The following is a 26,303-nucleotide window of genomic DNA, read 5'->3' as shown; positions in this document are numbered from 1 at the left end:
ACCGAAGATCAAATGTGGGAGCGAGCTTGCTCGCGATGGGGTCGGTCAAGTCTCCACATAATCCCCACATTTCTCCCATAAAACCCCCACACAGCCACGCCAGACTTTCCCCATCCAAAACAGGGAGAGTCCCATGAACCGTAGCCTGACCCTAAAACTCGGGGCGATTGCCCTGTTGATTCTGTTGTTGCTGATCCCGCTGCTGATGATCAACGGCGTGATCCGCGACCGTCAGCAACTGCGCGACGGCGTGCTCGACGACATTGCCCGCAGTTCCAGTTTCAGCCAGCAGGTGAGCGGTCCGTTGCTGGTGGTGCCGTATCGCAAAGTGGTGCGCACCTGGAAGACTCGTGAAAAAACCAACGAGCGTTATCAAGACATCAGCGAAGAGCGCGGTCGTCTGTACTTCCTGCCGGAACGCTTCGAGCTCGACGGCCAGGTGCAGACCGAGTTGCGCTCCCGGGGGATTTACCAGGCGCGGCTGTTTCATGCCGACAATCGCATCAGTGGGCTTTTTTCGCTGCCGGCGCGGCTCGGAATCAAGGAAGACTTTGCCGATTACCGGTTCGACCCGCCGTTTCTCGCCGTTGGCATCAGCGACATCCGTGGTATCGAAAATGCCTTGAAACTCGAGTTCGACGGCCAGAGCCTGGACTTCATTCCCGGTAGCCAGGTCGGCTGGCTGGGTGAGGGCGTGCACGTGACACTGCCGGCGCTGAACACCGAACAGGCCGCGGAGCTGGCTTTCGGTTTTAACCTGCGCCTGCAAGGCACGGGCGTGTTGCAGGTATTGCCGGTGGGTAAAACCAGCACAGTCTCGCTGAGCGCCGACTGGCCTCACCCAAGCTTCATCGGCAACTATCTGCCGGCCCAGCGTAACGTCACCGATCAGGGGTTTACCGCCAACTGGCAGGCGTCGTTTTTCTCCACCAATCTGCAGGAGGCCTTGAGCAGCTGTGTCACCGGTGGTGACTGCGCAGCCTTCAGCGGCCGCAGCTTCGGTGTGAGCTTTATCGACCCGGTGGACCAGTACCTGAAAAGCGACCGGGCGATCAAATACGCGCTGCTGTTCATCGTCCTGACGTTCGCCGGTTTCTTCCTCTTCGAAGTGTTGAAAAGCCTGGCCGTGCACCCGGTGCAATACGCGCTGGTGGGGGTGGCCCTGGCGTTCTTTTATCTGCTGTTGCTGTCGCTGTCCGAGCACATCGGTTTTGGGCTGGCCTATCTGTTGTCGGCGGCTGGCTGCGTGTCCTTGATCGGTTTTTATGTGTGCCATGTGCTGCGCAGTATCGTGAACGGGTTGAGCTTCTCCGCGGGACTGACGGCGTTGTACGGCCTGCTTTACGGCGTTTTGAGCGCCGAGGATTACGCGCTGTTGATGGGCTCGTTGCTGCTGTTCGGCTTGTTGGGCGTGTTCATGGTGCTGACCCGCAAGCTGGATTGGTATGGGGTTGGGCAGAAAGCGGTGAAACCGTTGGACTTCGATATTGGAGCGGTGCAATGAACCGGTCGGTGGGGTTGCGCGAGGATCAGCGCTGGAGCGAGGTGTTAGTGACTCGGATTTTGCAGTGGTTGCCTGATGAACCGCGTTGGTATTTTCGCGAGCAGGCTCGCTCCCACAAGGGTTCTCCAGTGAATACAAAATTTGTACGCACTGACGACCTACTGTGGGAGCGAGCCTGCTCGCGAAGCGGCCAGTATAGCCAGCGAAGTTCTAAGCCTTCGGCATCGTCGCAATCATCGAAGGCCGCTGGCTCACCTCGAAGTACCACCCCGCCAGTTGCGGATTCGCCGTGCGCCAATCCAGATCCGGATGGCGCAGGTCCAGGTAACCCAGTGCACAGGCCACGCTGATCGCGGCCACGTCGAAGTGGCAGGTCAGCTCGGCAATCGCGTCCTTTTCCAGCAGGGCCAGGGCGCGGCGGATCTTGTCGCGCTGGCCGTCGAGCCATTCGTCCCAGTGTTTCTCCGGGGCACGCAAGGCGACTTCGTAGCGCACCAGCACGGCCGCGTCCATGATCCCGTCGGCAAGGGACGCGAGGGTGAGGCGCCGCCAGCGGGCCGAGCCTTCGCGGGGGATCAGCGGGTTGCCGACGTGCTGCTGATCGAGGTAGTCGAGGATGACCCGGCTGTCATGGATGACATTGCCATCGGCCAGGCGCAGGGCCGGGATTTTGCTCAGGGGGTTGTCGTCGATCAGGGCCGTGTCCGGGGTTACCGGGCTGAGGACGCTGGTCTGCAGCGCCACGCGGTCCTGTTGACCGGTTTCGTGCAGCAGCACCATGACTTTGCGAACGAAGGGAGAGAGCGGGTTGTGGTACAGGGTCATGCTCGGGGCGGACATGGCAGCGTCTCGAACGGTGGCAGAGTCGGGCAGCATAGCGTGTTGGGGCGATAGCTCAAGATGGCAAACACCCCTGTAGGAGCGAGCTTGCTCGCGATGGACGTTAACGATAACGCGGAAAACCTGACACCCAGCGGCGTTCTCAAGTCCATCGCGAGCAAGCTCGCTCCTACAGGGGGTCAGCGGCGTTGCAGGAGGCCGCGCAGGGCCAGCACAGCCGGGATGCCCAGCCCCACCCAGCTCAGTGAATCCCACACACCATCCCCGAGCAACGCGGCAAACAGCCCTGCCGCGCTGAGCACCGCGATGACGGTGGGAATGGCAAAGACCTTCCAGAAATTCGACTGCCGGGGCTTCATGCCACGTTCTCCGTTTTTTCCAGCACAGGCCTGGCAGCCTTGCGCCGCACCACCCACAGGTAGACCCCGCTGCCGAGCACAATGATGGTCAGCACATCCAGGGTCGCCCAGAGGATTTGCATCGGCATGCCGCCGTAGTCGCCGAAGTGCAGCGGTTGCGACATGCCCATGGCATCCATGTACCAGGGGCGTTCGGCCACGGCAGTGACTTGCAGGGTGCTGGCGTCGATCAGCACCGGCGTCAGCAGGTGCGAGGTCAGGTGCGTGCTGCCTTTCATGAACACTGCGTAATGGTGCTCGCTGGAAAACCGCGTGCCGGGGAAGGCGATGAAGTCCGGCTGCATGCCCGGCGCGACGTCCTTGGCGATGTCGAGCAGACGGGTGGCCGGCGCCAGTTGCGTCAGCGGTGGCGCATCGCGGTATGGCGCGACCATCGCGCTCAGGCTGTCGTTGCGCCAGGCGGCAATGATCAGGTCGGCGCAGGCACTGATCACGCCGGTCACGCCGACCACCAGGGCCCAGGTCAAGGTCACGACGCCGATCAGGTTATGCAGGTCGAGCCAGCGCAGGCGGGTGGATTTGTCCTGGCGCACGGTGGCGAACTTCAGGCGGCGCATGAATGGCAGGTACAAGACGGTGCCGGAGACGATCGCCACCACGAACAGAATGCCCATGAACGCCAACAGCAGCTTGCCCGGTAAGCCGGCAAACATGTCCACGTGCAGGCGCAGCATGACCATCATGAAACCACCGTTGGCCGACGGCATCTCCAGGGCCTCGCCGGTACGGGCGTCGAGCATGAAGGTGTGGGACGAATTGGGTTCAGTGTCAGCGGTGGGGGCCATGATCGCAATCGCGGCATTGGGCTCGTCGTCCTCGAAGCCGAAATACTGCATGACTTCGCCAGGGCGATGCTTTTCAGCCGCCGCTACCAGCTGCTGCAAATCAAGCCGCGGGGTGTCTGCCGGCATCTGCTTCAGCTCGGCTGCATCACCGAGGAGGTGGTCGATCTCGTGATGGAAGATCAACGGCAGGCCGGTCAGTGCCAGCAGCAACAGGAACACCGTGCAAATCAGGCTGGTCCAGGTATGAACAGCGGACCAGCGGCGAATTGTTTTACTTTTCATTTCATAGCCTTCAGAAAAACCAAAGCCGTCCACGAAGGACGGCTTGGTCATTGGGCGTATCAGCTCAACGTGTTACCACTTGTAGGTTGCACTGGCGACGACACTGCGCTGGTCGCCGTAGTAGCAGTAGAAGCTGTCGCAGGTCGAGATGTAGTCCTTGTCGAACAGGTTGGTGGCGTTAACGGCCAGCGAAGCGCCCTTGAGGCTGTTGTCCAGGCGGCCGAGGTCGTAGTGTACCGCGGCGTCGAACACCGTGTAGGCGTCGGCCTTGCCCAGCCAGGTGTTGGCCTCGTCGCCGTAAGTGTTGCCGGTGTAGCGCGCGCCAGCGCCGATGCCGAAGCCGTCGAGCACGCCGTTGTGCCAGGTGTAGTCGCCCCATACCGATGCTTGCTGGTTAGGCATCAGTTGCAGGCGATTGCCCTTGAACGCACCGTCTTGCACTTCGGACTTGGCCAAGGTGTAGGCGGCGGTGACCTTGAGGTTTTCGGTCACATCGGAAACGGCTTCCAGCTCCAGGCCTTTGACTCTCACTTCGCCGGTCTGGCTGGTGACCGTCACGTTGCCCACATTATTGGTGACGGCAACGTTTTTCTGGGTCAGGTCATACACAGCGGCCGTCAGCAGTGTGTTGCTGCCCGGTGGCTGGTACTTGATACCCAGTTCCCACTGCTTGCCTTTGGTCGGCTTGAACGAATCGGTCGGCGAGGCGACAGCATTGCTGGCCGGCTGGAACGATTCGGCGTAGGACAAGTAAGGCACGAAGCCCGAGTCGAACACATAGCTGATCGCCGCGTTGCCGCTGAAGTTCTTGTCGCGCTGAGTGTTGGTGGCATCACCCTTGTTGAAGAATTTGGTGCCGGTATGCACCCAGTCTTCACGACCGCCGAGGGTCAGGCGCCATTGGTCGAGGGCCATTTGATCCTGGACGTACAGACCGGTCTGGTAGGTCTTCTGGTCATAGTCATAAAACGCCGAGGAGCGTGGTGGACGGGTGATCGGCAAGCCATAGACCGGGTCGTTGACGTTGATGGCCGGTGCGCTGCCAAAGATCGAGGTGTAGTTGGTGTTGCTGCGCTGGTGGTCCAGGCCGATCAACAGCGTGTGATTAATGTCGCCGGTGGCGAAGTCGGCCTGGAAGTTGTTGTCCACGGCGAACTGGCTGATGTCTTCGTCGACATTGGTCGTGCCGCGCCCGGTGTTGCCTTCATCGTCTACGACAAATCCGATGGAGGGAAAGTAGCTGTTGACGGTGACCGTCTGGAACGACAGGTCCGACTTGGTGTAGCGCAGGTTCTGGCGGAACTGCCATACATCGTTCAAGCGATGCTCGAAGGCATAACCCAGTGCGTAATAGGTGCGGTCGTAGAAATCGTAGTCCGGATCACCCAGGTTCTTGTGGTGCGAGATCTTGCCGAACGGCATGTCGATCTTGGTGCCCTGAATCGGATAGAACTGGCTGGTAACGCCGGTATCGTCACGGGTGAACTGCGTCAGCAGGGTGAAGCGGGTGTCTTCGTCGATGTTCCAGGTCAGGCTTGGCGCAATGTTGTAGCGCTTGTCATCGATATGGTCGATCTGGGTGCCGCCGTCACGCACCACGCCGCTCACGCCATAGAGAAACCGGCCTTCGTCGTCGATCTTGCCGGTGCTGGCGAAGTTGATCTGGCGATGGTTGTCGCTGCCGTACTGCAGCTGGATTTCGCTGCTGGCTTCGGCGCTCGGGCGACGGCTGACCATGTCCAGCAGACCGCCTGGCGGGGTCTGGCCGTACACGGACGAGGCCGGGCCGCGCAGCAAGGCCAGGCGGTCGAGGTTCCAGGTTTCCTGTTTCGGGTTGGCGTATACGCCTTTTGGCAGGGGCAGGCCGTCGAGGAATTGAGTCGGCTCGAAACCACGCACGCGCAGCCAGTCAGCGCGGGTGTCGCTGCCGTAGCTGCTGGCGGTGATGCCCGGCAGGTAGCGCACGGCGGCATCAAGGGTATGCGCGTTGCGGTCGTCCATCTGCTCGCGAGTGACGACCGAAATCGAGCGCGGTACCTCGACCAGCGCGGTATCGGTCTTGGTGCCGGCGGCGGTCCGCTTGGCCACGTAGCCTTGCACCGGGCCCCAGGCGCTTTCAGCGTCTTCCACGCCAATCACGCTGGTTGCCGGCAGAGCCATCACGCCCTCGGGCACGGCCACCAGGCTGTAGGTGCCGGCACTGCTTTGCTCCATTTGCAGCCCGGTGCCGCGCAGGGCCTCGCGCAGGGCGCCGGCGGCGTCGAACTGGCCGTTGACGGGCGCCGAGGTTTTGCCTGCCGCCAGGGAGGGGTTCAACGACAAGGCCAGGCCGGCCTGGCTGGCGATCTGGTTCAGGGTGCTGGCCAGTGGTGCGGCTGGCAGGTTGTAGGCGCGAACGCTTGACGCCTGCTCAGCGGCGACCAGTTGGCTGCTGCCCAAAGGGGTGCAAAGGGCAACGGCGACCGCCAGCAAACTGGGGCGCAACAGGGTGTTCAGCGAACGGGACATACAGCGGCTCCTGAATGGAAATATTTCTCAATTGCCTGTGTGCCGAACGAGAATCAGAAAGTGATAGGGGTGGATGAAAATAATTTGTATTCAGTTATTCAATAAGCACTGAAGGGTTCTGTGTGCGGATTCAGGGCTTTGTTTCGGCCTTGGCGACTACCTTCACCCACCACTGCGTGTGCTGTTCAATCTGCACTGGCAGAGTCGGCAGCAGGGCATTGAGCGCCAGGTCGGTATCACGCAGCGGGAAGCTGCCAGTGATGCGCAGGTCGGCGACTTCCGGCGCGACGCCTGTGTAACCGGGTCGATAACGGCCGATTTCATGCACCAGATCTTCCAGCCGCGTGTTGTCCACCACCAGCATGCCGCGGGTCCAGGCATCCGCGCCGAAATTGACGGCCAGAACCGGACCCAGGCCGTTATTGCGGATCAACACCTGCTGGCCTTCGCGCAGAATCCGTTCATCCGGGCTGGACTCGGGGTGAACCGCCACCGCCGACTGCAACACACTCAGGCGTGTGCCTTCTTCTTCACGCTTGACCAGAAACCGCGTACCCAGCGCGCGCATGCTGCCTTCACGGGTTTCGACGATGAACGGCCGGGGATCGCCATGGCCGGTTTCAACCAGGATTTCGCCTTCCTGAAGCACGATGCGCCGCTGCTTCTCATCGAAGCGCACATCCAGGGCGCTGTGGGTGTTGAGATTGACCAGTGTGCCATCCGCCAGGCGCAGGGTGCGCTGCTCGCCAACAGCGGTGCGCTGGTCGGCCAGCCAGTAATCGATCGGCAGGTAACGTGGCCCGGCAAATAGCGCCAGGCCGATCACGGCCACCACGCTCGCCACGCCATTGCCGAGCTTGCGCACCCGTCGGCGGATGCCTTCGCGCGATTGCAGCAGGGCAGTGCGGGCCGGGCCACTGGCTGCGCTGAAGCGTTGGTCGAGCATGCCCAACTGGCGCCAGGCACGGGCGTGCTCCTCGTGGGCAGCGTGCCACTTGGCGAATTCTTCGCGCTCTACCGGGTTGGCGCCATCCATGGACAACTGCCAGGCAATCGCTGCGTCCAGCACGTTGGCCGATACCGGTTTGGAACCGAGCGGGTTCATGTCGGCTCACCGTACAGCGCGATGTAGCATTGGCGAATGCCCTGGGCCAGGTACTGGCGCACCCGCGGCACCGATACCCCCAGGCGCTCGGCGATTTCTGCGTGGCCAAGACCGTCGAGACGGTTGTAGAGGAACGCCGCCCGGGCCTTGGTGGAAAGCTTGCCGAGCAAACGGTCGATGTTTTTCAGGTCTTCGAGGATCATCTGCTGCTCTTGCGCCGACGGTTGTTCGGCTTCGGGAATCAGCATCAGTTCGGTGAGGTAAGCCTGCTCCAGCGCGGCGCGACGGAAATAATCGAACAGCAGGCCCTTGGCGATGGCCACCAGGAATGCCCGCGGTTCGCGGGGTTCCTTCAGTTCCTCGCGGCCCAGCAAGCGCACGAACGTGTCCTGGCTCAGGTCTTCGGCCCGCTGTGGGCAGGCGACATTGCGTCGAAGCCAGGCCAATAGCCAACCGCGATGGTCGCGATATAACGCACCGACGAGCTCACTTTGAGGGCTTGGGACTGACGACACGCCGCATCACCGCTTGGGAAGTTTTAACTAACGAGAATTGTTCGCGATTGTGGCAGAGGCGCGGGAGGTCCGCAATCGGCGTTGGTCGGGTGGGAATCTGGCGAAGGCCCCTGTAGGAGCGAGCTTGCTCTCGAAAAACTATCTGACACCTCGGTCTTGCCAGAAAAACGCGTTACCGTTGACGACTTTCGCGAGCAAGCTCGCTCCTACAGGGATTGCGTATAGGTCAGAAGGACGGCGCTTGTTGCCGACGCTTCCACTGACTCAAGCGCTGTTGCAAATTCAGCGGGCTATGAATCTGCTGCTGCCGCGCGCGGCTGAACAGGATCAGCGCCAGTTCAGCGGTGGCCAGGGCGTCGGCGCTGGCGTGGTGACGTTCGAAGACTTCGAGTTTGAACCAGTCGATCCAGTCGTCCAGCCCGGCCTCGCGAAAGTGCGCTTGGGGGCATAGCAGCGGTGCAATGTCCGCCACATCCAGAAACGGATGCTGCAACTTGAAGCCCAGGTGATCTTTCAACGCACGGCCGAGCATGTGCTGGTCAAACGGCGCGTGGAAGGCCAGTACCGGGCTGTCACCGAGGTATTCCATCAGGTCCACCAGCGCTTCTGCGGGATCGCTGCCCGCCGCAATGGCGCTGGGGCCAATGCCGTGGATCAGCACGCTGGGGCCGAGTTTGACTTGCGGATATTGCAAGGTGCGTTCGAACTGCTGGCGAAAATCGATGGCCCCGTCCTCGATCGCTACCGCGCCAATCGACAACACATGGTCCTTGTTCAGGTTCAGCCCGGTGGTTTCCAGATCGAGCACCACCCAGCGCTGCTCACGCAGGCTGCATTCGCCCAAGGCGGCAGCGGCTGGCAAGCGTTCCAGGCGATGTTGCAGGTCGGCGGGCAGGGTGGGGCTCGGCGGACGCAGCCATGAAAACAGGCTCACAACTGATACCGCAAGGTCAGGCTGCTCTGCAGGCGTTGGGCCTGACGCAAGGACTCACGCAGGATGCGCCGGTCCAGGTGATTGAGGCTGTCGGGATCGACCCGGTTCGAGTAGGGAAAATTCTCCCGGGTCTGTAATTGATGTTGCTGCATGCGGGTTTGCTGGATGAAGTGATAGGCCTCTTCGTACGCGGCGCCGTCCAGGGGCTCGATGACCTCTTTGGCGACCAATTGGCGAAAACGCTCCAGCGTGTTATTGGCCTCGATGCCATGGGCCAGGGCCAGCAGTCGGGCGCCATCGACAAAGGCTGCCAAGCCCTGGATCTTCAGGTCCAGGGTGGCTTTCTCGCCATTTTTGCGCGTCAGCACGAACTCGCGCAAACGCCCTACGGGCGGGCGATTGCGCAGCGCATTCTCGGCCATCATGCGCTGGAACAAACGGTTGTCACCGACCTGATCGAGAATGCCCCGACGCAACTGCTCGCAGCCTTGCTCGCTGCCCCAGACCACGCGCAAATCGAAATAGATGCTCGAACCGAGCAGGTTCTCCGGGGTGGCCTCGCGGATGAACGCCGCAAAGCGCCGCGCCCATTCGGCCCGGGACAGGCACAGTTCGGGGTTGCCGGCCATGATATTGCCCTTGCACAAGGTGAAGCCGCACAGCGCCAGGCTCTGGTTGATCTGCTGGGCGATGGGCAACAACTTGCCGCGAATCTCGGCGGCATGGGCTGCATCCCTGGCTTCGAACAGAATGCCGTTGTCCTGATCGGTGTGCAGGGTCTGCTCGCGACGGCCTTCACTGCCGAAGCACAGCCAACTGAATGGCACGCCGGGATCACCTTTTTCGGCGAGGGTCAGTTCGATCACCCGGCACACGGTGTGATCGTTGAGCAGGGTAATGATGTGGGTGATTTGTGTCGAAGACGCGCCATGGGCCAGCATGCGTTCGACCAGTTGGCCGATTTCGCCCCGCAGCGCCACCAGGTTTTCCACCTTCGGTGCGTTGCGGATGGTGCGCGCCAGGTGCACCAGGTCGACCCGTTGCAGGGAAAACAGATCGCGCTCGGAAACCACGCCGCACAAGCGTTGGTCCTTGACCAGGCAGACATGGGCGATGTGACGCTCGGTCATGGCAATCGCCGCGTCGAATGCACTGTGGTCCGGCGACAGGAAAAACGGCGCTCGGGTCATGTGCCCTTCGATGGCTTCGTTGAAATCAGTGCTGCCGTTGGCCACGGTCTGACGCAGGTCGCGCAGGGTGAAAATACCCAATGGCACCTTGAGTTCATCGACCACCACGATGCTGCCGACCTGTTGTTCGTGCATCAACGTCACGGCTTCGCGCAAGGGCGTCTGCGGGGCGCATGACACCGGGTGGCGCATGGCCAACTCGCCCAGTCGGGTATTGAGCGAATATTGGGTGCCGAGGGTTTCCACGGCTTTTTGCTGCACTTGCTGGTTGACCTGGTCCAGCAGGCTGCTGACGCAGCGCAGGGCGAAGTTGCGGAAGGTGTCCGATAGCGAAAACAGACGGATGAACGCCGGCTTGTTCAGTTGCAGGCAAAAGGTGTCTTCACCGGCGAGGTGCTCGGTACGGGTGGCCCGTTCACCCAGCAACGCCGCGAGGGGAAAACATTCGCCGGTGGCGATCTCGAAGACCGTTTCGGTGCCACCTTTTGCCGTATCCGGACGCTCGCCCACGACCCGGCCTTGCTTGACGATATAGAAGTGCTCGACCGGGCCGTCGGCGGGTTTGATGATGCTCTCGCCGGGAGCGTAAAAACGCAGCTGACATTGCTCGACCAGATACGCCAGGTGCGCGTGTTCCATCTGGTTGAAAGGCGGGAAGCGCTGAAGGAATTGCAATGTGCCCTGGATGTTCTGCAACACCGCGGTTTTCCCTGCCTGTGTGAAGGCGTCCGCTTTACTCATAACCATTACCGCAGTCTATTTTGAATTGTTGTAGTCGGATGACCCATACATGGTCGACCCCTGTAGCCGGGGTGCCCATTGGACGTAAGTCTAGGTAGGCTGTTAGCGTCCTGAAATGTCGGAAAAATCCTACGCAAGTGTGCGAAAAACCTCTCGGCCCCCCTATTGGAAAATTATCTGTCGGAGTGCACATTGGTGGTCAGCTTAGCGATGTCTCATAACTGTGCTAGGGAATTGAATTGAACATGTAGAGAACGCCATGTCCGACCACGATATTTTGAGCGACGCCGAGCGCGAAGCGCTGAGTGCAGTCATGCTGGAGCCTGACCTGCCGCTGCAACGGGTGCTGGTCGTCGATGACGATAAGGACGCCCGGGAGCTGCTGTCAGAGATCCTCGCGTTGGAGGGCATTCCCTGCATAACAGCGGCCAGTGGCGAAGTGGCACTCAAGATGTTGGAGGAGAAACCTTCGATCGGACTGGTGATTACCGACTTGCGCATGGGGCGCGTCGATGGGCTGGAGCTGATCCGCCAGGTGCGCGAGTCGGTACGGGCGGCGTTGCCGGTCATCATCGTCTCGGGCGATGCCGACGTAAAAGATGCGATCGCCGCGATGCATTTGAGTGTGGTGGACTTTCTGCTCAAGCCGATTGACGCCGACAAGCTGCTGGTGTTGGTCAAGCATGAGCTTGGGATGGAGCCTTAGTCCAAGCCGGTAACCACTGCACAATCCCTGTGGGAGCGGGCTTGCTCGCGAATACGTAGTGTCAGTCGAGTATTTTTTGGCAGATGCACCGCTTTCGTCGGAACGCCGCCCGGAGCAAGCCCGCTCCCACAAAGAGCAACAGGTCATGCAAACAAAAAAGCCCTGAACTTTCGATCAGGGCTTTTTCATGTCCGGCGCAGGCGCTCAGTTACAGGCCATTGGCGGCCTTGAACTCGCGACGCCGACGGTGCAGAACCGGCTCGGTGTAACCGTTCGGCTGTTTGGTGCCTTCAACCACCAGTTCGACCGCCGCCTGGAAGGCGATGTTGCTGTCGAAGTTCGGGGCCAGCGGACGGTACAGCGCGTCGCCGGCGTTCTGCCGGTCAACCACCGGCGCCATGCGCTTGAGGCTTTCCATGACCTGCTCTTCGGTGACGATGCCATGGCGCAGCCAGTTGGCGATGTGCTGGCTGGAAATACGCAGCGTGGCACGGTCTTCCATCAGGCCGACGTCATTGATGTCCGGCACTTTCGAACAACCGACGCCCTGGTCGATCCAGCGCACCACGTAACCGAGAATGCCCTGGCTATTGTTGTCCAGTTCGTTCTTGATCTGTTCGGCGGTCCACTGCGGGTTCACCGCCAACGGGATGGTCAGGATGTCGTCTACCGATGCATGGGCACGTTTGGCCAGTTCGGCCTGACGGGCGAACACGTCAACCTTGTGGTAGTGCAGTGCATGCAGTGCAGCGGCGGTCGGCGAAGGTACCCAGGCAGTGTTGGCACCGGCCAGCGGGTGAGCGATTTTCTGTTCGAGCATCGCTGCCATCAGGTCCGGCATGGCCCACATGCCTTTACCGATCTGCGCGCGACCTTGCAGGCCGGTGCTCAGACCGATATCGACATTGGAGTTCTCGTAGGCGCCGATCCATTTTTCCGCCTTCATGTCCGCCTTGCGCACCATCGGGCCGGCTTCCATGGAGGTGTGGATTTCATCGCCCGTGCGGTCGAGGAAACCGGTGTTGATGAACACCACACGCTCGCTCGCCGCCTTGATGCAGGCCTTGAGGTTGATCGTGGTACGACGCTCCTCGTCCATGATCCCGACTTTCAGGGTGTTGCGTGGCAGGCCCAGCACGTCTTCGATGCGACCGAACAGCTCGTTGGTGAACGCGGCTTCTTCAGGGCCGTGCATCTTTGGCTTTACGATATAGACCGAGCCGGTGCGGCTGTTCTTGCGCGAGCTGTTGCCGTTGAGGTTGTGGATCGCCGACAGGCAGGTCACCAGGCCATCGAGAATGCCTTCCGGCACTTCATTTCCATCTTTGTCGAGGATCGCGTCGATGGTCATCAGGTGACCAACGTTGCGTACGAACAGCAACGAACGACCGTGCAGGCTCAGTTCGCTGCCATCGACCGCGGTGTAGGTGCGGTCGGCGTTCATGGTGCGGGTAAAAGTCTGACCGCCCTTGGCGACGGCTTCCGACAGGTCGCCCTTCATCAGGCCGAGCCAGTTGCGGTAGATCACCACTTTGTCATCGGCGTCGACGGCGGCAACCGAGTCTTCGCAGTCCATGATGGTGGTCAGTGCGGCTTCCATCAGGATGTCTTTGACGCCGGCCGCGTCGGTCTGGCCGACCGGGGTGCTGGCGTCGACCTGGATTTCGAAATGCAGGCCGTTGTTTTTCAGCAGGATCGCGGTCGGTGCCGCGGCATCGCCCTGGAAGCCGATCAACTGAGCGTCGTTGCGCAGGCCGGTGTTGCTGCCGCCTTTGAGGGCGACCACCAGTTTGCCGTCGACGATCTTGTAGCCGGTGGAATCGACGTGGGAGCCGGCCGCCAATGGCGCCGCTTCGTCGAGGAAGGCACGGGCGAAGGCGATGACCTTGTCACCGCGCACCTTGTTGTAGCCTTTGCCTTTTTCCGCACCGTTGGCTTCGCTGATGGCGTCGGTGCCGTAGAGCGCGTCGTACAGTGAGCCCCAGCGGGCGTTCGAGGCGTTGAGCGCAAAGCGGGCGTTCATCACCGGCACCACGAGCTGCGGGCCGGCCATGCGGGCGATTTCGTCATCGACGTTTTGCGTCGTTGCCTGGAAATCGGCCGCTTCTGGCAGCAGATAACCGATGTCTTGCAGGAAGGCTTTATAGGCCACGGCGTCGTGCGGTTGACCGGCACGCGCTTGGTGCCAGCCGTCGATACGAGCCTGGAAATCATCGCGTTTGGCGAGTAGGGCTTTGTTCTTCGGCGCCAGGTCATGGATGACCTTGTCGGCACCGGCCCAGAACTTATCGGCGGTGAGGCCGGTACCGGGAATGGCTTCGTTGTTCACGAAGTCGAACAGGACTTTGGCGACCTGCAGGCCACCGACTTGAACGTGTTCAGTCATTGCTTGCCTCACTCTGCTCAGCTATTTCGCTTTTCAGCTCTTCAAATTAACAATGAAGCCTTTGGCCATTTAAACCACAAACCCCTCTGCCAGTACATGCCCATGACGGGCGGCTGGGTTGGGACCAATCAACGGCTTGAGGCCTTGCTGACAGGGCTTTCAGGGTTGCGAACGGGCCGGCGGCAGACATCGATTCAACGTTATGTAGTGCGCGCTGCGGCATACTACATGATGAATTGCGGATGTGAAAATTAGACTAATCACGTCGTTCTGCGACCTCATGACGCATTGCGGTCACGGCGCGGAACAGGATGTTCTCAAAAAACCACTAGATTGTTCCAGTTAAATATCAAAAGTTGTACACGATTTGTTTTTTCGTTTCGAACGGCGGCGCCTTCATTCGCAAGCAGACTCGCTCCCACAAGGACAGCGCATGACCCTGTGGGAGCGGGCTTGCCCGCGAAGGGGGCAGTCGATACACCTTTGATTCCGGATCTGCGCAGGCACCTTCCAACCCTTGCCTATACTTGGTTCTCTATAACAAAAATCATGACCAGAGGGCTGCGCCATGGACCACCTCGTACTCACCGTTTTCGCACCGGACAAGCCCGGGCAAGTCGAGCGCATTGCCCAATGCATTGCCGAGCACGGCGGCAACTGGCTGGAAAGCCGCATGTCGCGCATGGCCGGACAATTCGCCGGCATTCTGCGGGTGGGGGTGCCTGCCGAGGCCTATGATGAATTGGTCGATGCCCTGCAAGGCTTGTCCACCCAGGGCATTCGCGTATTGATCGCCGAAAGCAGCATCGAACAATCCTGCACCTGGAAGCCGATCGCGATGGAACTGGTGGGCAATGATCGCCCGGGGATCGTACGTGACATCACACGCTTGTTGAGCGAGCAGGGGGTGAGTCTGGAACGGCTGGTTACCGAAGTGCGCCCGGCACCGATGAGCAGCGAGCCGTTGTTCCATGCCGAAGCGATTCTTGCCGTTCCGCTGACGCTGTCGCTGGACGTACTGCAATCGCGCCTGGAAACCCTGGCCGACGATCTGATGGTCGAATTGGTGCTGCGCAGTGAGCCCTGATCAGGTTATCCAAGTTAAACGTGCACCTGCCTGTGGATAACCTGTAGAGACACCCCGCCAGGCCATGCCGACCGGGGTTCTTCAGGATCTGATCAAAAAACCAGCAGTTTCAGCCACTTGCGCACAATCGGCGGGGATCACGCTGTGGATAACCTTGGGAAGGAATGATGCAGGCCACGGGATTCGTGGCCTGTAGAGGTTTGTGTGTTTTTTGATCAGCTGCGACGACGCAAACTGAGCCACGCATCGACGCTGTAAACCGCGAGGCCGGCCCAGATGAACATGAACGCTACCAGGGTACTGGACGACAGGTGCTCGCCAAACAGCAGCACCGCTTGCAGCAGCACCAATGTCGGCGCCAGGTACTGGAGAAAGCCCAGTGTCGTGTAGGGCAAATGCCGCGCAGCCGCGTTGAAGCAGACCAGCGGCACCAGCGTGACCGGCCCGGCTGCCACCAGCCACCAGGCTTCTGACGTGGTCCAGAACTCGGCCTGAGCGCTGTGGGCGGTCGGATTGAACAGCAACCAGGCAATGGCGATCGGCACCAGCATCCAGGTTTCCACCACCAGCCCCGGCAGTGCCTTGACCGGTGCCTGCTTGCGAATCAGCCCGTAGAAACCGAAGGTCAGTGCCAGCACCAGCGACACCCACGGCAGGCTGCCGACTTGCCAGACCTGTTGCGCCACACCCACAGCTGCCAGACCGACGGCAATCCACTGCATGCGCCGCAGGCGTTCGCCAAGGATCAGCATGCCCAGCAACACGTTCACCAAGGGGTTGATGTAGTAACCGAGGCTGGCCTCCAGCATGCGGCCGTTGTTCACCGACCAGACGTAGGTCAGCCAGTTGGCCGCGATCAGCGCACCGCTCAGGGCCAGGATCGCCAGGCGTCGCGGGTTCTCCCGCAGCTCGCGCCACCAGCCGGGATGCTTCCACACCATCAGCAACAAGGCGCCGAACAGCGCCGACCACAACACCCGGTGGATGATGATTTCCACGGCGGGCACGCTGGCGATGGCTTTGAAATAGAGGGGGAAAAGTCCCCAGATGATGTAGGCACTCAGACCCAGAATGTACCCGCGACGCGGGTTGGCGGCTTGCATGCAGAATCCTTGCTTAGGCAGCTAACAAAGAAGGGATTGTAAGGAGATTTGTCTGCGAATGTCCTGACTGAATAGGTAAGTCATTTGTGAACACAGAACCTGTGGGAGCGGGCTTGCTCGCGAAGGCGGCGTGTCAGTCGACATCAATGTTGAATGACACGCCGCCTTCGCGAGCAAGCCCGCTCCCACATGGGGTCTGTGTTTGTCAGAAGAGTTTCAGTGGCTCTTCATTGAGCGCGGCCAACTGCTCACGCAATGCCAACACCTGATCCCCCCAATAACGCTCGGTGCCGAACCACGGAAAACTGCGGGGGAACGCCGGATCGTCCCAGCGACGGGCGAGCCAGGCGCTGTAGTGCAACAGACGCAGGGCGCGCAAGGGTTCGATCAGCGCCAGTTCACGCGGGTCGAAGTCGTGAAATTCGTTGTAGCCATCCATCAGTTCCGACAACTGGCTCAGGCAATCCTGGCGATCACCGGCGAGCATCATCCAGATGTCCTGTACCGCCGGGCCCATGCGGCAGTCGTCGAGGTCGACGATATGGAACATCTCGTCGCGGCACATCATGTTGCCGGGGTGGCAGTCACCGTGCATGCGGATGTTCTGGTGCGGCGTGTTGCTGTAGGCATCTTCCACACGCTTGAGCAGATCGCGGGCCACCGATTCGTAGGCCGGCAGCAGGCTGCGGGGGATGAAGTTGCCGTCGAGCAACGTGGCCAGCGAGTCATGACCGAAGTTTTTCACCGCCAGCGCTTCACGGTGCTCGAACGGCCGGGTCGAGCCGACCGCGTGCAGGCGTCCGAGCAACTGGCCCAGGCGATACAGTTGATCGAGGTTGCCCGGCTCCGGTGCGCGGCCGCCGCGGCGGGGGAACAGGGTAAAACGGAAACCGCTGTGTTCGTGCAGGGTTTCACCGTTGTGGATCAACGGCGCCACAACCGGCACCTCGCAGTCGGCGAGTTCGGCGGTGAACTGGTGTTCTTCCAGAATCGCTTCGTTGCTCCAGCGTTGCGGCCGGTAGAACTTTGCGATCAGCGGCTCGGCGTCTTCGATGCCGACCTGATAAACGCGGTTCTCGTAGCTGTTGAGTGCCAGGATGCGCGCGTCGCTGAGAAAGCCGATGCTTTCGACGGCATCGAGCACGAGGTCTGGCGTAAGGGTTTCAAACGGGTGGGCCATGCTGACTCCTGCGCGCAGCAGGCTGCTGCGTCCGGCCAGGCATGGTAGCGCAGACGGCGCGGTTTTAGTGGTTGGGCTTGAGAAGTGTGGTGTCCGGGCTGACGCCTTCGCGGGCAAGCCCGCTCCCACAAGGACTACATGAATCCCTGTGGGAGCGGGCTTGCCCGCGAAGAGGCCGGATCAGGCGCCGACGATCCCGCCATCTTCACGCGAGATGGCCATCACCGATGAGCGCGGCTTGCCATTGGGCAGATGCTCGGGGAAGGTCGAGCCGCCGTTTTCACCCGGGTGCTGGATCCCGACAAACAGGGTTTTCTGGTCCGGCGAGAAGCTGATCCCCGTCACTTCACAACCTACCGGGCCAACCATGAAGCGGCGAATCTCGCCGGTCGCCGGATCAGCGCAGAGCATCTGGTTATTGCCCATGCCGGCAAAGTCACCGGTGTTGCTCACATCGCCGTCGGTCAGGATCCACAAGCGGCCGGCTTTGTCGAAGCCCAAACCGTCCGGGCTGTTGAACATGTTCTGCGGCGTGATGTTCGACGAGCCGGCCTTTGGCGTCCCGGCATGTGCGGCCGGGTTGCCGGCCACCACAAACAGGTCCCAGGCAAAGGTGTGTGAGGCGTGATCGTCGCGCTCGGTGCGCCAGCGCAGGATCTGGCCGTAGACGTTCTTCTCCCGCGGGTTCGGTCCGCCCGCCGGTTGCCCGTCTTCGCCGCGCTTGGCGTTGTTGGTCAACGTGCAGTAGACCTGGCCATCCTTGGGGCTGACCACGATCCATTCCGGGCGGTCCATGCGCGTGGCTTTCACCACACTGGCGGCGAGACGGGCGTGGATCAGCACCTCAGCCTGATCGGCAAAGCCGCTGCTGGCGTCGATACCGTTTTTGCCGTGGGTCAGTTCGATCCATTCACCCCGGCCCTTCGGGTGATCGGCGTTGCCGTCCCCTGCATCGAAACGCGCCACATAGAGGGTGCCGTGATCGAGAATGTCGCGGTTGGCCTTGGGGTTCTTGTGGTCGATCTTGTCGCGGCTGACAAATTTGTAGATGAATTCGCCGCGCTCATCGTCGCCCATGTACACCACGGCATGGCCATCGCCGGTTTCGGCCAGGGCGGCGTTTTCGTGTTTGAAGCGGCCCAGGGCAGTGCGTTTGACCGGCGTCGACTGTGGATCGAACGGATCGATTTCCACCACCCAGCCGTGACGGTTGAGCTCGTTGGGATTCTTGGCCAGGTCGAAGCGCTCGTCGTGTGGGTGCCAGTTGATCTCTTTGCTGGTCACCACCGCGCCGTAGCGTTTTTGCGCCGGGTCGAACTTCTGCTCGGCGTTGCTGCTGCCGAAGCAGTCGGTGAAGTTCTCTTCGCAGGTCAGATAGGTGCCCCACGGCGTCTTGCCGTTGGCGCAGTTCTGGAAGGTGCCAAGGACGTTCTTGCCGTGGGGATCGGCGCTGGTCTTCAGCAGTGCGTGACCGGCGGCCGGACCGCTCAGGGTGATCGGCGCATTGCCGTGAATCCGGCGGTTGTAGCGCGAGCCCTGGACGAATTGCCATTGACCGTTCTTGCGCTGCACTTCAATCACCGACACACCTTCGCAGGCCAGCGCCTTGCGCACGTCCTCCGCCGATTGCGGCATGCCGCCGTGGGCGTAGAGGTAGCGGTAGTTGGTGTATTCGTTGTTGATCGCCATCAGCGCCCGGTCTTTTTCGCCCGGAAACTCGAACAGACTCATGCCATCGTTGTTGTCGCCGAACTGGGCCTCCTGATGCTCGGCGCTGCCGTTGCCGCTCGGGTCGAACGCCGGGCCGTCCTTGTGCAGGGGCTGGCCCCAACTGATCAGTACCGAGGACTTGTAGCCCGGTGGCAGGGTGATGGCGTCACTGGTGGCGGCAGCAATGCTGTCAAAGCCCAGCAACTGGCTGTTACCGGCGCTGACGCTGGCGGCCATCACGCTGCGGCTCAGCAGGTTGCCGCCGAGGAACATCGCCGCGCCGCACAGGGCACCTGCGCTGATGAAGCTGCGACGACTGAGGCCGACCATGGTTTCCAGGTCGGTGGATTGGGTTTCTTCTAATAGGCTCATTTCAGGCTCCCTGCGGTTTTGCAGACACCTTAATGGTGAGTAATGAACCTTTTGTTGCAGTTTGCTTAAAGCGGCGTACCCAGCAGAACCCTGGAGGGCGAAAACTCCACGCGCACGGGTTTGCCGCAGGTCAGCCCCAATGCCTGCAGATGCGTTGGTTCGTCCAGCGCGCACAGGGTCAGGCCGTTAGGCAGGGTGATGCGTACTTCGCTGGGGCCATCGTCGGCGTCGAGAATCTTATCGATGGTGCCTTTCAGGCAATTGCTTCCCGGCGTTTCGGCTGAATCGACCTCCAGCACATCGAGCCAGCCGGCCTTGATCAAGGCCACGACTTCGGTGCCGATTTGCAGTTCCAGGCGCTCGGTGCTGTCGTGGGTGATTTGCGCATCGACGATCAAGCCTTCGGCGACTTCGAGACGAATCAGGTCGTTGCGTCCCTGGGGCTCGATCGCCATCACCTTGCCGTGCAACTGATTGCGCGCGCTGGTGCGCAGCATCAAGCGCCCGAGCAGGTCGAGGTCGCTGGCATCTTCAGCGGCTTCCAGCACCTGGGCCTGCAAGGCTTGCAGCTTCTGGTACAGCCGCAGCACCCGCTCGCCTTCTATGGAGAGGCGGGCACCGCCACCGCCCTTGCCGCCGACAACCCGCTCCACCAACGGCTTCTGCGCCAGGTTGTTCAGCTCATCAATGGCATCCCAGGCAGCCTTGTAGCTCAGCCCCGCACTTTTTGCCGCGCGGGTGATCGAGCCTTGTTCGGCGATGTGCTGCAGCAGGGCGATGCGCTGCGGACGGCGGACAATGTGCTGGGACAACAAGGTGGGCAATGACATGGCAAGTCGCTTTGGGTGGTGGCGATGGGGAGGACGTTGGCGGCTTGGCACGTGCGAGTCAAGTCAGGGTGTCTCGCCGGGTTTGGGCGTGCGGGCCAGACAATAGACGTCGACCCGCACGGCACCGGCGTCGATCAACAGCCAGGCCAGGGCCTGGGCCGTGGCACCGGTGGTGAGGACGTCGTCGATCAGGGCCAGGTGCCGGCCTTTGACGGCGGCACCGGGTATCAGGCTGAAAGCGTTGCGCAAGTTCTTGCGGCGCGCTTGGGCATTCAAGGCCTGTTGGGCATCGGTGTCCTGGGTTCGCCGCAGCAACCGTTCGTCGCATGGAATGTCCAGAGCGTCACTCAACCAGCGGGCCAGCATCGCCGCCTGGTTGAACCCGCGCTGGCGCAGGCGTCGGGTGGCCAGCGGTACCGGAATCAGCGCATCGGGTCGCTGCAGATCGTCTTCGAAGCGATGTTGCAGGTATTGAGCGAGAAGTTCGGCGAGTAAGCGGCCAAACGGCCACTTTGCGTTGTGTTTGAAGCGGGTGATCAGGCTGTCAACCGGAAAGCTGTAGGTCCAGGGGGAGATCACGTGTTCGAAGGCCGGTGGCTGCTTCAGGCAATGGCCGCAGGTCAGGCCCGCGGCCGGAAGCGGCAGGGCGCAGGTTCGGCAGTGATCGCCCAGCCAGGGCAACTCGGTTTCGCAGGCCGAACAGACAGGGGCGATGTCGTCGGCGGGTTCATCGCACAGCAGACACGGCTGCTCGTTTTTTGACCAGATGTAAACCTGTCCTTTGTACTGTGGTTGACAGCGCATCGCTCTTCCTTAAATATGCCGAAACATCTGTGAGGCGGCTGTGACATTCCATGATCCAGCCGCATGCCAAAGCATAATTCAAAGGAAACGCCCATGAGCGCCAGCACCACTGCAACCCTGCGTCATGACTGGACTTTGGCCGAAGTCAAAGCACTCTTCGTTCAGCCATTCAATGACCTGCTGTTCCAGGCGCAGACGGTGCACCGTGCGCATTTCGACGCCAACCGTGTTCAGGTGTCGACCCTGTTGTCGATCAAAACCGGCGCCTGCCCGGAAGATTGCAAATATTGTCCGCAGTCCGGTCACTACAACACCGGTCTGGAAAAAGAAAAACTGATGGAAGTGCAGAAGGTCCTCGAAGAGGCCGCTCGCGCCAAGGCCATCGGTTCGACCCGTTTCTGCATGGGCGCGGCGTGGAAGCACCCGTCGGCCAAGGACATGCCCTATGTTCTGAAGATGGTTGAAGGCGTGAAAGCCCTGGGCCTGGAAACCTGCATGACCCTAGGCCGCCTGGATCAGGACCAGACCGAGGCGCTGGCCAAGGCCGGCCTCGACTACTACAACCACAACCTCGACACGTCGCCTGAGTTCTACGGCAGCATCATCACCACCCGCACCTACAGCGAGCGCCTGCAAACCCTGGCCTACGTGCGTGAGTCGGGGATGAAGATCTGCTCCGGCGGCATCCTCGGCATGGGCGAGTCGCTGGACGACCGCGCCAACCTGCTGATCCAGCTGGCCAACCTGCCGGAGCATCCGGAGTCGGTGCCGATCAACATGCTGGTGAAAGTCGCCGGTACGCCGCTGGAAAATGCCGACGACGTCGACCCCTTCGATTTCATCCGCATGCTCGCGGTCGCGCGCATCCTGATGCCGCAATCCCACGTGCGCCTGTCCGCCGGCCGCGAAGCCATGAACGAGCAGATGCAGGCTCTGGCGTTCTTCGCCGGTGCCAACTCGATTTTCTACGGCGAGAAACTGCTGACCACCGCCAACCCGCAGGCCGACAAGGACATGCAACTGTTCGGGCGCCTGGGGATCCTGCCGGAAGCCCGCGAAGAGCACGCCGATGAAGTGCATCAGGCGGCTATCGAGCAGGCGCTGGTGGAGCAGAGGAGCAGCGAGCAGTTCTATAACGCGGCGGTTTGAAGTCAGCGTTCATTCCTCTGAGGGAATGCAAAATCCCTGTGGGAGCGGGCTTGCTCGCGAAGACTGACTGTCATTCAGCATTGATGTTGACTGGACTGACGCTTTCGCGAGCAAGCCCGCTCCCACAGGGGATCTGTGTCATCTGAAAGTCGAGGCCTGCATGTCTTTCGATCTCGCCGCACGCCTTGCTGCCCGTCGTGCCGAAAATCTCTACCGCCAGCGTCCGCTGCTCGAAAGCCCGCAGGGGCCGCAAGTGGTGGTTGATGGCCAGCCGTTGCTGGCGTTCTGTAACAACGACTACCTGGGGCTGGCCAATCATCCACAAGTGATCGAGGCCTGGCGTGCCGGCGCTTCGAAGTGGGGGGTGGGCGGCGGCGCCTCACATCTGGTCATCGGCCATAGCGCCCCGCACCATGCCCTGGAAGAAGCCTTGGCCGACCTGACCGGTCGCCCGCGCGCGCTGCTGTTCACCACCGGTTACATGGCCAATCTCGGTGCGGTCACGGCGCTGGTGGGGCAAGGTGATACGGTGCTCGAAGACCGGCTCAATCATGCGTCGCTGCTCGACGCGGGGCTGCTGTCCGGCGCGCGGTTCAATCGCTACTTGCACAACGACCCGGTGAGCCTGGCCAAGCGCCTGGAAAAAGCCACCGGCAATACCCTGGTTGTCACCGACGGCGTGTTCAGCATGGATGGCGATATCGCCGATTTGCCAGCACTGGCCCGAGAGGCCAAGGCCAAAGGCGCCTGGTTGATGGTCGACGATGCCCATGGTTTCGGACCGCTGGGTGCCAACGGTGGCGGCGTCGTCGAGCATTTCGGTTTGAGCCAGGAAGAGGTTCCGGTGCTGGTCGGCACCCTCGGCAAAGCCTTCGGTACCGCGGGCGCCTTTGTGGCCGGTAGCGAAGAGCTGATCGAAAGTCTGATCCAGTTCGCCCGGCCTTACATCTACACCACCAGCCAGCCACCGGCGCTGGCCTGCGCCACGCTGAAAAGCCTGGAACTGCTGCGCAGCGAACACTGGCGACGCGAGCATTTGCAGGCGCTGATCCGCCAGTTCCGCCAGGGTGCCGAGCAGATCGGCCTGGAACTCATGGACAGCTTCACTCCGATTCAACCGATCATGGTCGGCGATGCCGGGCGCGCGGTGCGTCTATCGCAAATGCTGCGCGAGCGCGGGTTGATGGTGACCGCGATTCGCCCGCCGACCGTACCTGCTGGCAGCGCCCGACTGCGGGTCACGCTGACGGCTGCCCACAGCGAGGCCCAGGTGCAGCTATTGTTAAACGGACTGGCCGATTGTTTTCAACAACTGCAGCCGGAGCCAAGCCATGCGTGATCGTTTGATTCTGCTGCCCGGCTGGGGCCTCGGCGTTTCACCGCTGGAGCCTTTGGCTGCGGCTTTGCGTGGCCTGGACGAGCACTTGCGCGTCGAGATCGAGCCGTTGCCTGACCTGGACTCGAACGATCTACAAGAGTGGCTCGATGAGCTTGATTCGACGTTGCCGCAAGACGCCTGGCTGGGCGGCTGGTCATTGGGTGGCATGCTCGCCTGCGAACTGGCGGCCCGGCGTGGCGATCGCTGCTGCGGCGTGTTCACTCTGGCCAGCAACGCGTCTTTTGTCGCTCATGAACACTGGTCAGCCGCCATGCCAGGGGAAATCTTCGATGCGTTTCTGGCGGGATGTGCCGCCGATCCGCGCGCGACCTTGAAACGCTTTTCACTGCTCTGTGCCCAAGGCGCCGAAGACCCGCGCGGATTGTCGCGGTTGTTGCTCGCTGGCGCACCGAACACGGCCGCGCCAGTGCTGCTGAGCGGTCTGCAAGTGCTTGCGCAAGTGGATACGCGACAGGCACTGCAATCGTTCCGTGGTCCGCAGCTGCATCTGTTCGCCGGCCTTGACGGGCTGGTGCCGGCGGAGGCGGCGGGCGATTTACTGGCGTTGCTGCCGGACATCGAAATCGGTCTGATTGAGCAGGCCGGCCACGCGTTTCTTCTGGAAGATCCCCACGGTGTGGCGGGGGCGATCCAGGCCTTTTTGCATGAGTCCGGCGATGACTGATTTATCCCTTCCCAACCTGCCCGGTGCCTTGCCCGACAAACGCCAGGTCGCTGCATCGTTCTCCCGCGCGGCGCAAAGCTACGACAGCGTGGCCGAGTTGCAGCGTGATGTGGGCAGCCAATTACTCAGGCGCTTGCCGCAGGATTTTGTACCGCAGCGTTGGCTGGATCTGGGCTGCGGCACCGGGCATTTCAGTCGTGCTTTGGGGGAGCAATTTCCGAGCAGTCACGGTGTGGCGCTGGATATCGCCGAGGGCATGCTCAATCACGCCCGGCCATTGGGTGGTGCCACGCATTTCGTCGCTGGCGATGCCGAGCGTTTACCACTGCAGGATTCGACCTGCGACCTGATCTTCTCCAGCCTGGCGGTGCAGTGGTGTGCGGACTTCGACTCGGTGCTCAGTGAAGCTTATCGAGTGCTGAAACCGGGTGGCATTTTTGCGTTTGCTAGTCTTTGTACAGGGACGTTGTTTGAACTGCGCGACAGCTGGCGACAGGTTGATGGCATGGTGCACGTCAACCGCTTCCGGGAGTTTGGTGTTTATCAGCAGTTGTGTGCGGCCAGCGGCTTGAGGATGGTCAGTCTGCAAAACCTGCCGCATGTGCTGTATTACCCGGATGTGCGCAGCCTGACCCATGAGCTCAAGGCGCTGGGTGCGCACAACCTCAATCCCGGTCGACCGGGTGGCTTGACCGGTCGGGCGCGGATTCTGGGTTTGATTGAGGCTTATGAGCAGTTTCGTCAGGCCCGAGGCCTGCCGGCGACTTATCAAGTGGTGTACGCCATTTTGGAGAAACCCTTATGAGCGCAGCCTATTTCATTACCGGCACGGATACGGATGTCGGTAAAACCACGGTCGCGGCGGGGCTGCTGCATGCGGCGCGTTCGGCGGGTTTGAGCACGGCGGCGGGCAAGCCGGTCGCTTCCGGTTGCGATGTAACGCCCAAAGGCTTGCGCAACGCCGATGCGCTGGCCTTGCTGGCGGAGTGTTCGCTGCCGCTGACCTACACACAGGTCAATCCGATGGCCTTCGAACCGGCCATTGCCCCCCATCTGGCGGCACGGGAGGCGGGCGTGGCGTTGACTGTGCAGTCGTTGCTGGCGCCGATGCGGCAGATTCTGGGTCTGCAAGCGGACTTCACCCTGATCGAAGGCGCCGGCGGCTGGCGCGTACCCTTGGCGGATCAGGACAATCTGTCGGACCTGGCCATTGCATTACGGTTGCCGGTGATCCTGGTGGTCGGCGTGCGCCTGGGATGTATCAGCCATGCCTTGTTGACCGCCGAAGCGATCGCCCGGGACGGTTTGCAACTGGCGGGATGGGTGGCCAACATCATCGACCCGAAGACCTCTCGGCTGGAAGAAAACCTCGCCACCCTGGCCGAGCGCCTCCCGGCGCCGTGCCTGGGGCGTGTGCCCAAACTCAAGGCCGTGACGGCGGAAGCCGTGGCCGAGCACTTGCAACTGGATCTGTTGGACTGAGGTTTGGCAATGCGGGCTTTGCCTATGGCAAGGCACTGTGCCATTAGTGTTTTTGACGGGTGTATTGCCAGCCACTCTGCTTCAATGGCCGTTGTTGATCCTTTGAAAGGACGAGTTCTCCCATGGAAATCTCAGGAAATACCGCTTTTTATGCCGGTCTGAGCACCCTTCAGTCAGGGCAGAACCGTGTCGATCAAGCCGCCGGGCAGATCGCCAACACCACCCTCGAGCGTTCGCTCACCAGCCAGTCCTCCGAGGCGCAGGTCGATCGTCTGCGATCGGTTGATCGCAGCCGGCAATCGGACCTGGCCAGCAACGTGGTCGAAATGGCCCAAGGCAAGATTCAGGCGGAACTGGGCGTGAAAGTCGCCAAGGCCGCCGATGAAGTGCTCGGAACATTGATCGATACCTACGCCTGATTCCTTGCCGAATCCGCACCTTCCAGCGCCGCACCTGTTCGCGGCGTTTTTGTACGTAAGTCTTTCTTGCTCAACTAATCTTTTCAGGGTGACGGGCTGCTTCGGCAGCGCGGCAGCGGTGTCGTGTGCCTGAGTGTCCAATCCTGCGATGACGAACGGCAAAAGATCGACGCTTGACAAGATTTGGGC

23 protein-coding genes are annotated in these 26,303 nt (G+C 61.3%); 9 read left to right on the top strand and 14 right to left on the bottom strand.

The genetic code is table 11. From position 1 onward, the window contains the following. Positions 1-133 precede the first annotated feature (133 nt). Positions 134-1,504 (top strand): cell envelope integrity protein CreD, encoded by a 1,371-nt coding sequence (creD, locus tag BSF40_RS03660; protein ID WP_095964126.1) that lies wholly within the window; start codon positions 134-136, stop codon positions 1,502-1,504. Between the two features lie 210 nt (positions 1,505-1,714). Here the strand turns inward: creD and BSF40_RS03650 are convergent, their stop codons facing one another. From BSF40_RS03650 to BSF40_RS03615, 8 genes are all read right to left on the bottom strand, one after another. After that, a complete protein-coding gene (locus BSF40_RS03650; protein WP_172435668.1) occupies positions 1,715-2,344 on the bottom strand; it encodes a glutathione S-transferase in 630 nt (209 codons plus the stop codon). A gap of 179 nt (positions 2,345-2,523) precedes the next feature. Continuing rightward, entirely contained in the window at positions 2,524-2,703 is a 180-nt protein-coding gene (locus BSF40_RS03645) for a hypothetical protein (protein WP_056726593.1), read from the bottom strand. After that, positions 2,700-3,830 (bottom strand): PepSY domain-containing protein, encoded by a 1,131-nt coding sequence (locus BSF40_RS03640; protein WP_095964433.1) that lies wholly within the window; start codon positions 3,828-3,830, stop codon positions 2,700-2,702. Before BSF40_RS03640 ends, BSF40_RS03645 begins: the two co-directional genes overlap by 4 nt. A gap of 72 nt (positions 3,831-3,902) precedes the next feature. Continuing rightward, on the bottom strand, positions 3,903-6,338 hold the full coding sequence (locus BSF40_RS03635) for a TonB-dependent siderophore receptor (protein ID WP_095964124.1): 2,436 nt from the start codon (positions 6,336-6,338) through the stop codon (positions 3,903-3,905). A gap of 130 nt (positions 6,339-6,468) precedes the next feature. Then, positions 6,469-7,443, bottom strand: coding sequence for a FecR domain-containing protein (locus BSF40_RS03630; RefSeq protein ID WP_095964123.1), 975 nt, complete (start codon positions 7,441-7,443; stop codon positions 6,469-6,471). Next, the gene (locus BSF40_RS03625) at positions 7,440-7,958 is read right to left on the bottom strand and encodes an RNA polymerase sigma factor (protein ID WP_015097109.1); all 519 of its coding nucleotides are present in this window, start codon (positions 7,956-7,958) and stop codon (positions 7,440-7,442) included. Before BSF40_RS03625 ends, BSF40_RS03630 begins: the two co-directional genes overlap by 4 nt. Before the next feature lie 226 nt (positions 7,959-8,184). Next, positions 8,185-8,892 (bottom strand): PolC-type DNA polymerase III, encoded by a 708-nt coding sequence (locus BSF40_RS03620; RefSeq protein WP_007980367.1) that lies wholly within the window; start codon positions 8,890-8,892, stop codon positions 8,185-8,187. Further along, positions 8,889-10,829, bottom strand: a complete 1,941-nt coding sequence (locus BSF40_RS03615; protein ID WP_095964122.1) for a DUF294 nucleotidyltransferase-like domain-containing protein — start codon at positions 10,827-10,829, stop codon at positions 8,889-8,891. The genes BSF40_RS03620 and BSF40_RS03615 overlap by 4 nt, the downstream gene beginning before the upstream one ends. 253 nt (positions 10,830-11,082) lie before the next feature. On the opposite strand from BSF40_RS03615, the gene BSF40_RS03610 reads away from it, so the two are divergent. Continuing rightward, a complete protein-coding gene (locus BSF40_RS03610) occupies positions 11,083-11,529 on the top strand; it encodes a response regulator (RefSeq protein ID WP_095964121.1) in 447 nt (148 codons plus the stop codon). Between the two features lie 208 nt (positions 11,530-11,737). On the opposite strand, the gene BSF40_RS03605 is transcribed toward BSF40_RS03610, so the two are convergent. Beyond that, positions 11,738-13,915 (bottom strand): malate synthase G, encoded by a 2,178-nt coding sequence (locus tag BSF40_RS03605; RefSeq protein WP_095964120.1) that lies wholly within the window; start codon positions 13,913-13,915, stop codon positions 11,738-11,740. 568 nt (positions 13,916-14,483) lie between these two features. Between BSF40_RS03605 and BSF40_RS03600 the strand changes: the two genes are divergently transcribed. Beyond that, positions 14,484-15,002 (top strand): glycine cleavage system protein R, encoded by a 519-nt coding sequence (locus BSF40_RS03600; protein WP_095964119.1) that lies wholly within the window; start codon positions 14,484-14,486, stop codon positions 15,000-15,002. A 215-nt stretch (positions 15,003-15,217) separates the two neighbouring features. Here the strand turns inward: BSF40_RS03600 and rarD are convergent, their stop codons facing one another. The 5 genes from rarD to BSF40_RS03570 all read right to left on the bottom strand — a co-directional run bounded on the left by rarD (position 15,218) and on the right by BSF40_RS03570 (position 21,001). Beyond that, entirely contained in the window at positions 15,218-16,105 is an 888-nt protein-coding gene (rarD, locus tag BSF40_RS03595) for an EamA family transporter RarD (RefSeq protein WP_095964118.1), read from the bottom strand. A gap of 205 nt (positions 16,106-16,310) precedes the next feature. Then, a complete protein-coding gene (locus BSF40_RS03585) occupies positions 16,311-17,285 on the bottom strand; it encodes a serine/threonine protein kinase (protein ID WP_015097103.1) in 975 nt (324 codons plus the stop codon). Between the two features lie 180 nt (positions 17,286-17,465). Further along, positions 17,466-19,367, bottom strand: coding sequence for a PhoX family phosphatase (locus BSF40_RS03580; protein WP_095964116.1), 1,902 nt, complete (start codon positions 19,365-19,367; stop codon positions 17,466-17,468). A gap of 65 nt (positions 19,368-19,432) precedes the next feature. Beyond that, positions 19,433-20,197: a TOBE domain-containing protein gene (locus tag BSF40_RS03575; protein ID WP_095964115.1), complete on the bottom strand. Its 765-nt coding sequence runs from the start codon at positions 20,195-20,197 to the stop codon at positions 19,433-19,435. A gap of 63 nt (positions 20,198-20,260) precedes the next feature. After that, the gene (locus tag BSF40_RS03570; RefSeq protein ID WP_095964114.1) at positions 20,261-21,001 is read right to left on the bottom strand and encodes a ComF family protein; all 741 of its coding nucleotides are present in this window, start codon (positions 20,999-21,001) and stop codon (positions 20,261-20,263) included. 93 nt (positions 21,002-21,094) lie between these two features. Here BSF40_RS03570 and bioB point away from each other — a divergent pair, with 93 nt between their 5' ends. The 6 genes from bioB to BSF40_RS03540 all read left to right on the top strand — a co-directional run bounded on the left by bioB (position 21,095) and on the right by BSF40_RS03540 (position 26,114). Next, positions 21,095-22,150, top strand: a complete 1,056-nt coding sequence (bioB, locus tag BSF40_RS03565; protein ID WP_095964113.1) for a biotin synthase BioB — start codon at positions 21,095-21,097, stop codon at positions 22,148-22,150. A gap of 160 nt (positions 22,151-22,310) precedes the next feature. Continuing rightward, positions 22,311-23,489, top strand: coding sequence for an 8-amino-7-oxononanoate synthase (gene bioF / locus BSF40_RS03560; protein WP_095964112.1), 1,179 nt, complete (start codon positions 22,311-22,313; stop codon positions 23,487-23,489). Then, complete coding sequence (locus BSF40_RS03555) at positions 23,482-24,213, top strand: alpha/beta fold hydrolase (RefSeq protein ID WP_095964111.1); 732 nt, start codon at positions 23,482-23,484, stop codon at positions 24,211-24,213. The genes bioF and BSF40_RS03555 overlap by 8 nt, the downstream gene beginning before the upstream one ends. Next, positions 24,206-25,018, top strand: coding sequence for a malonyl-ACP O-methyltransferase BioC (bioC, locus tag BSF40_RS03550; protein WP_095964110.1), 813 nt, complete (start codon positions 24,206-24,208; stop codon positions 25,016-25,018). The genes BSF40_RS03555 and bioC overlap by 8 nt, the downstream gene beginning before the upstream one ends. Beyond that, entirely contained in the window at positions 25,015-25,695 is a 681-nt protein-coding gene (gene bioD, locus BSF40_RS03545) for a dethiobiotin synthase (RefSeq protein WP_095964109.1), read from the top strand. Before bioC ends, bioD begins: the two co-directional genes overlap by 4 nt. Before the next feature lie 122 nt (positions 25,696-25,817). Then, positions 25,818-26,114: a pyrroloquinoline quinone biosynthesis protein PqqE gene (locus BSF40_RS03540; RefSeq protein WP_095964108.1), complete on the top strand. Its 297-nt coding sequence runs from the start codon at positions 25,818-25,820 to the stop codon at positions 26,112-26,114. The last annotated feature ends 189 nt before the right edge of the window (positions 26,115-26,303 follow it).

The organism is Pseudomonas sp. ACN5 (assembly GCF_002303975.1).
Lineage (GTDB): Bacteria > Pseudomonadota > Gammaproteobacteria > Pseudomonadales > Pseudomonadaceae > Aquipseudomonas > Aquipseudomonas laurylsulfatiphila.
Note: the sequence above shows the minus strand (reverse complement) of the source record. Positions and strands in the feature narration are given on the sequence as shown.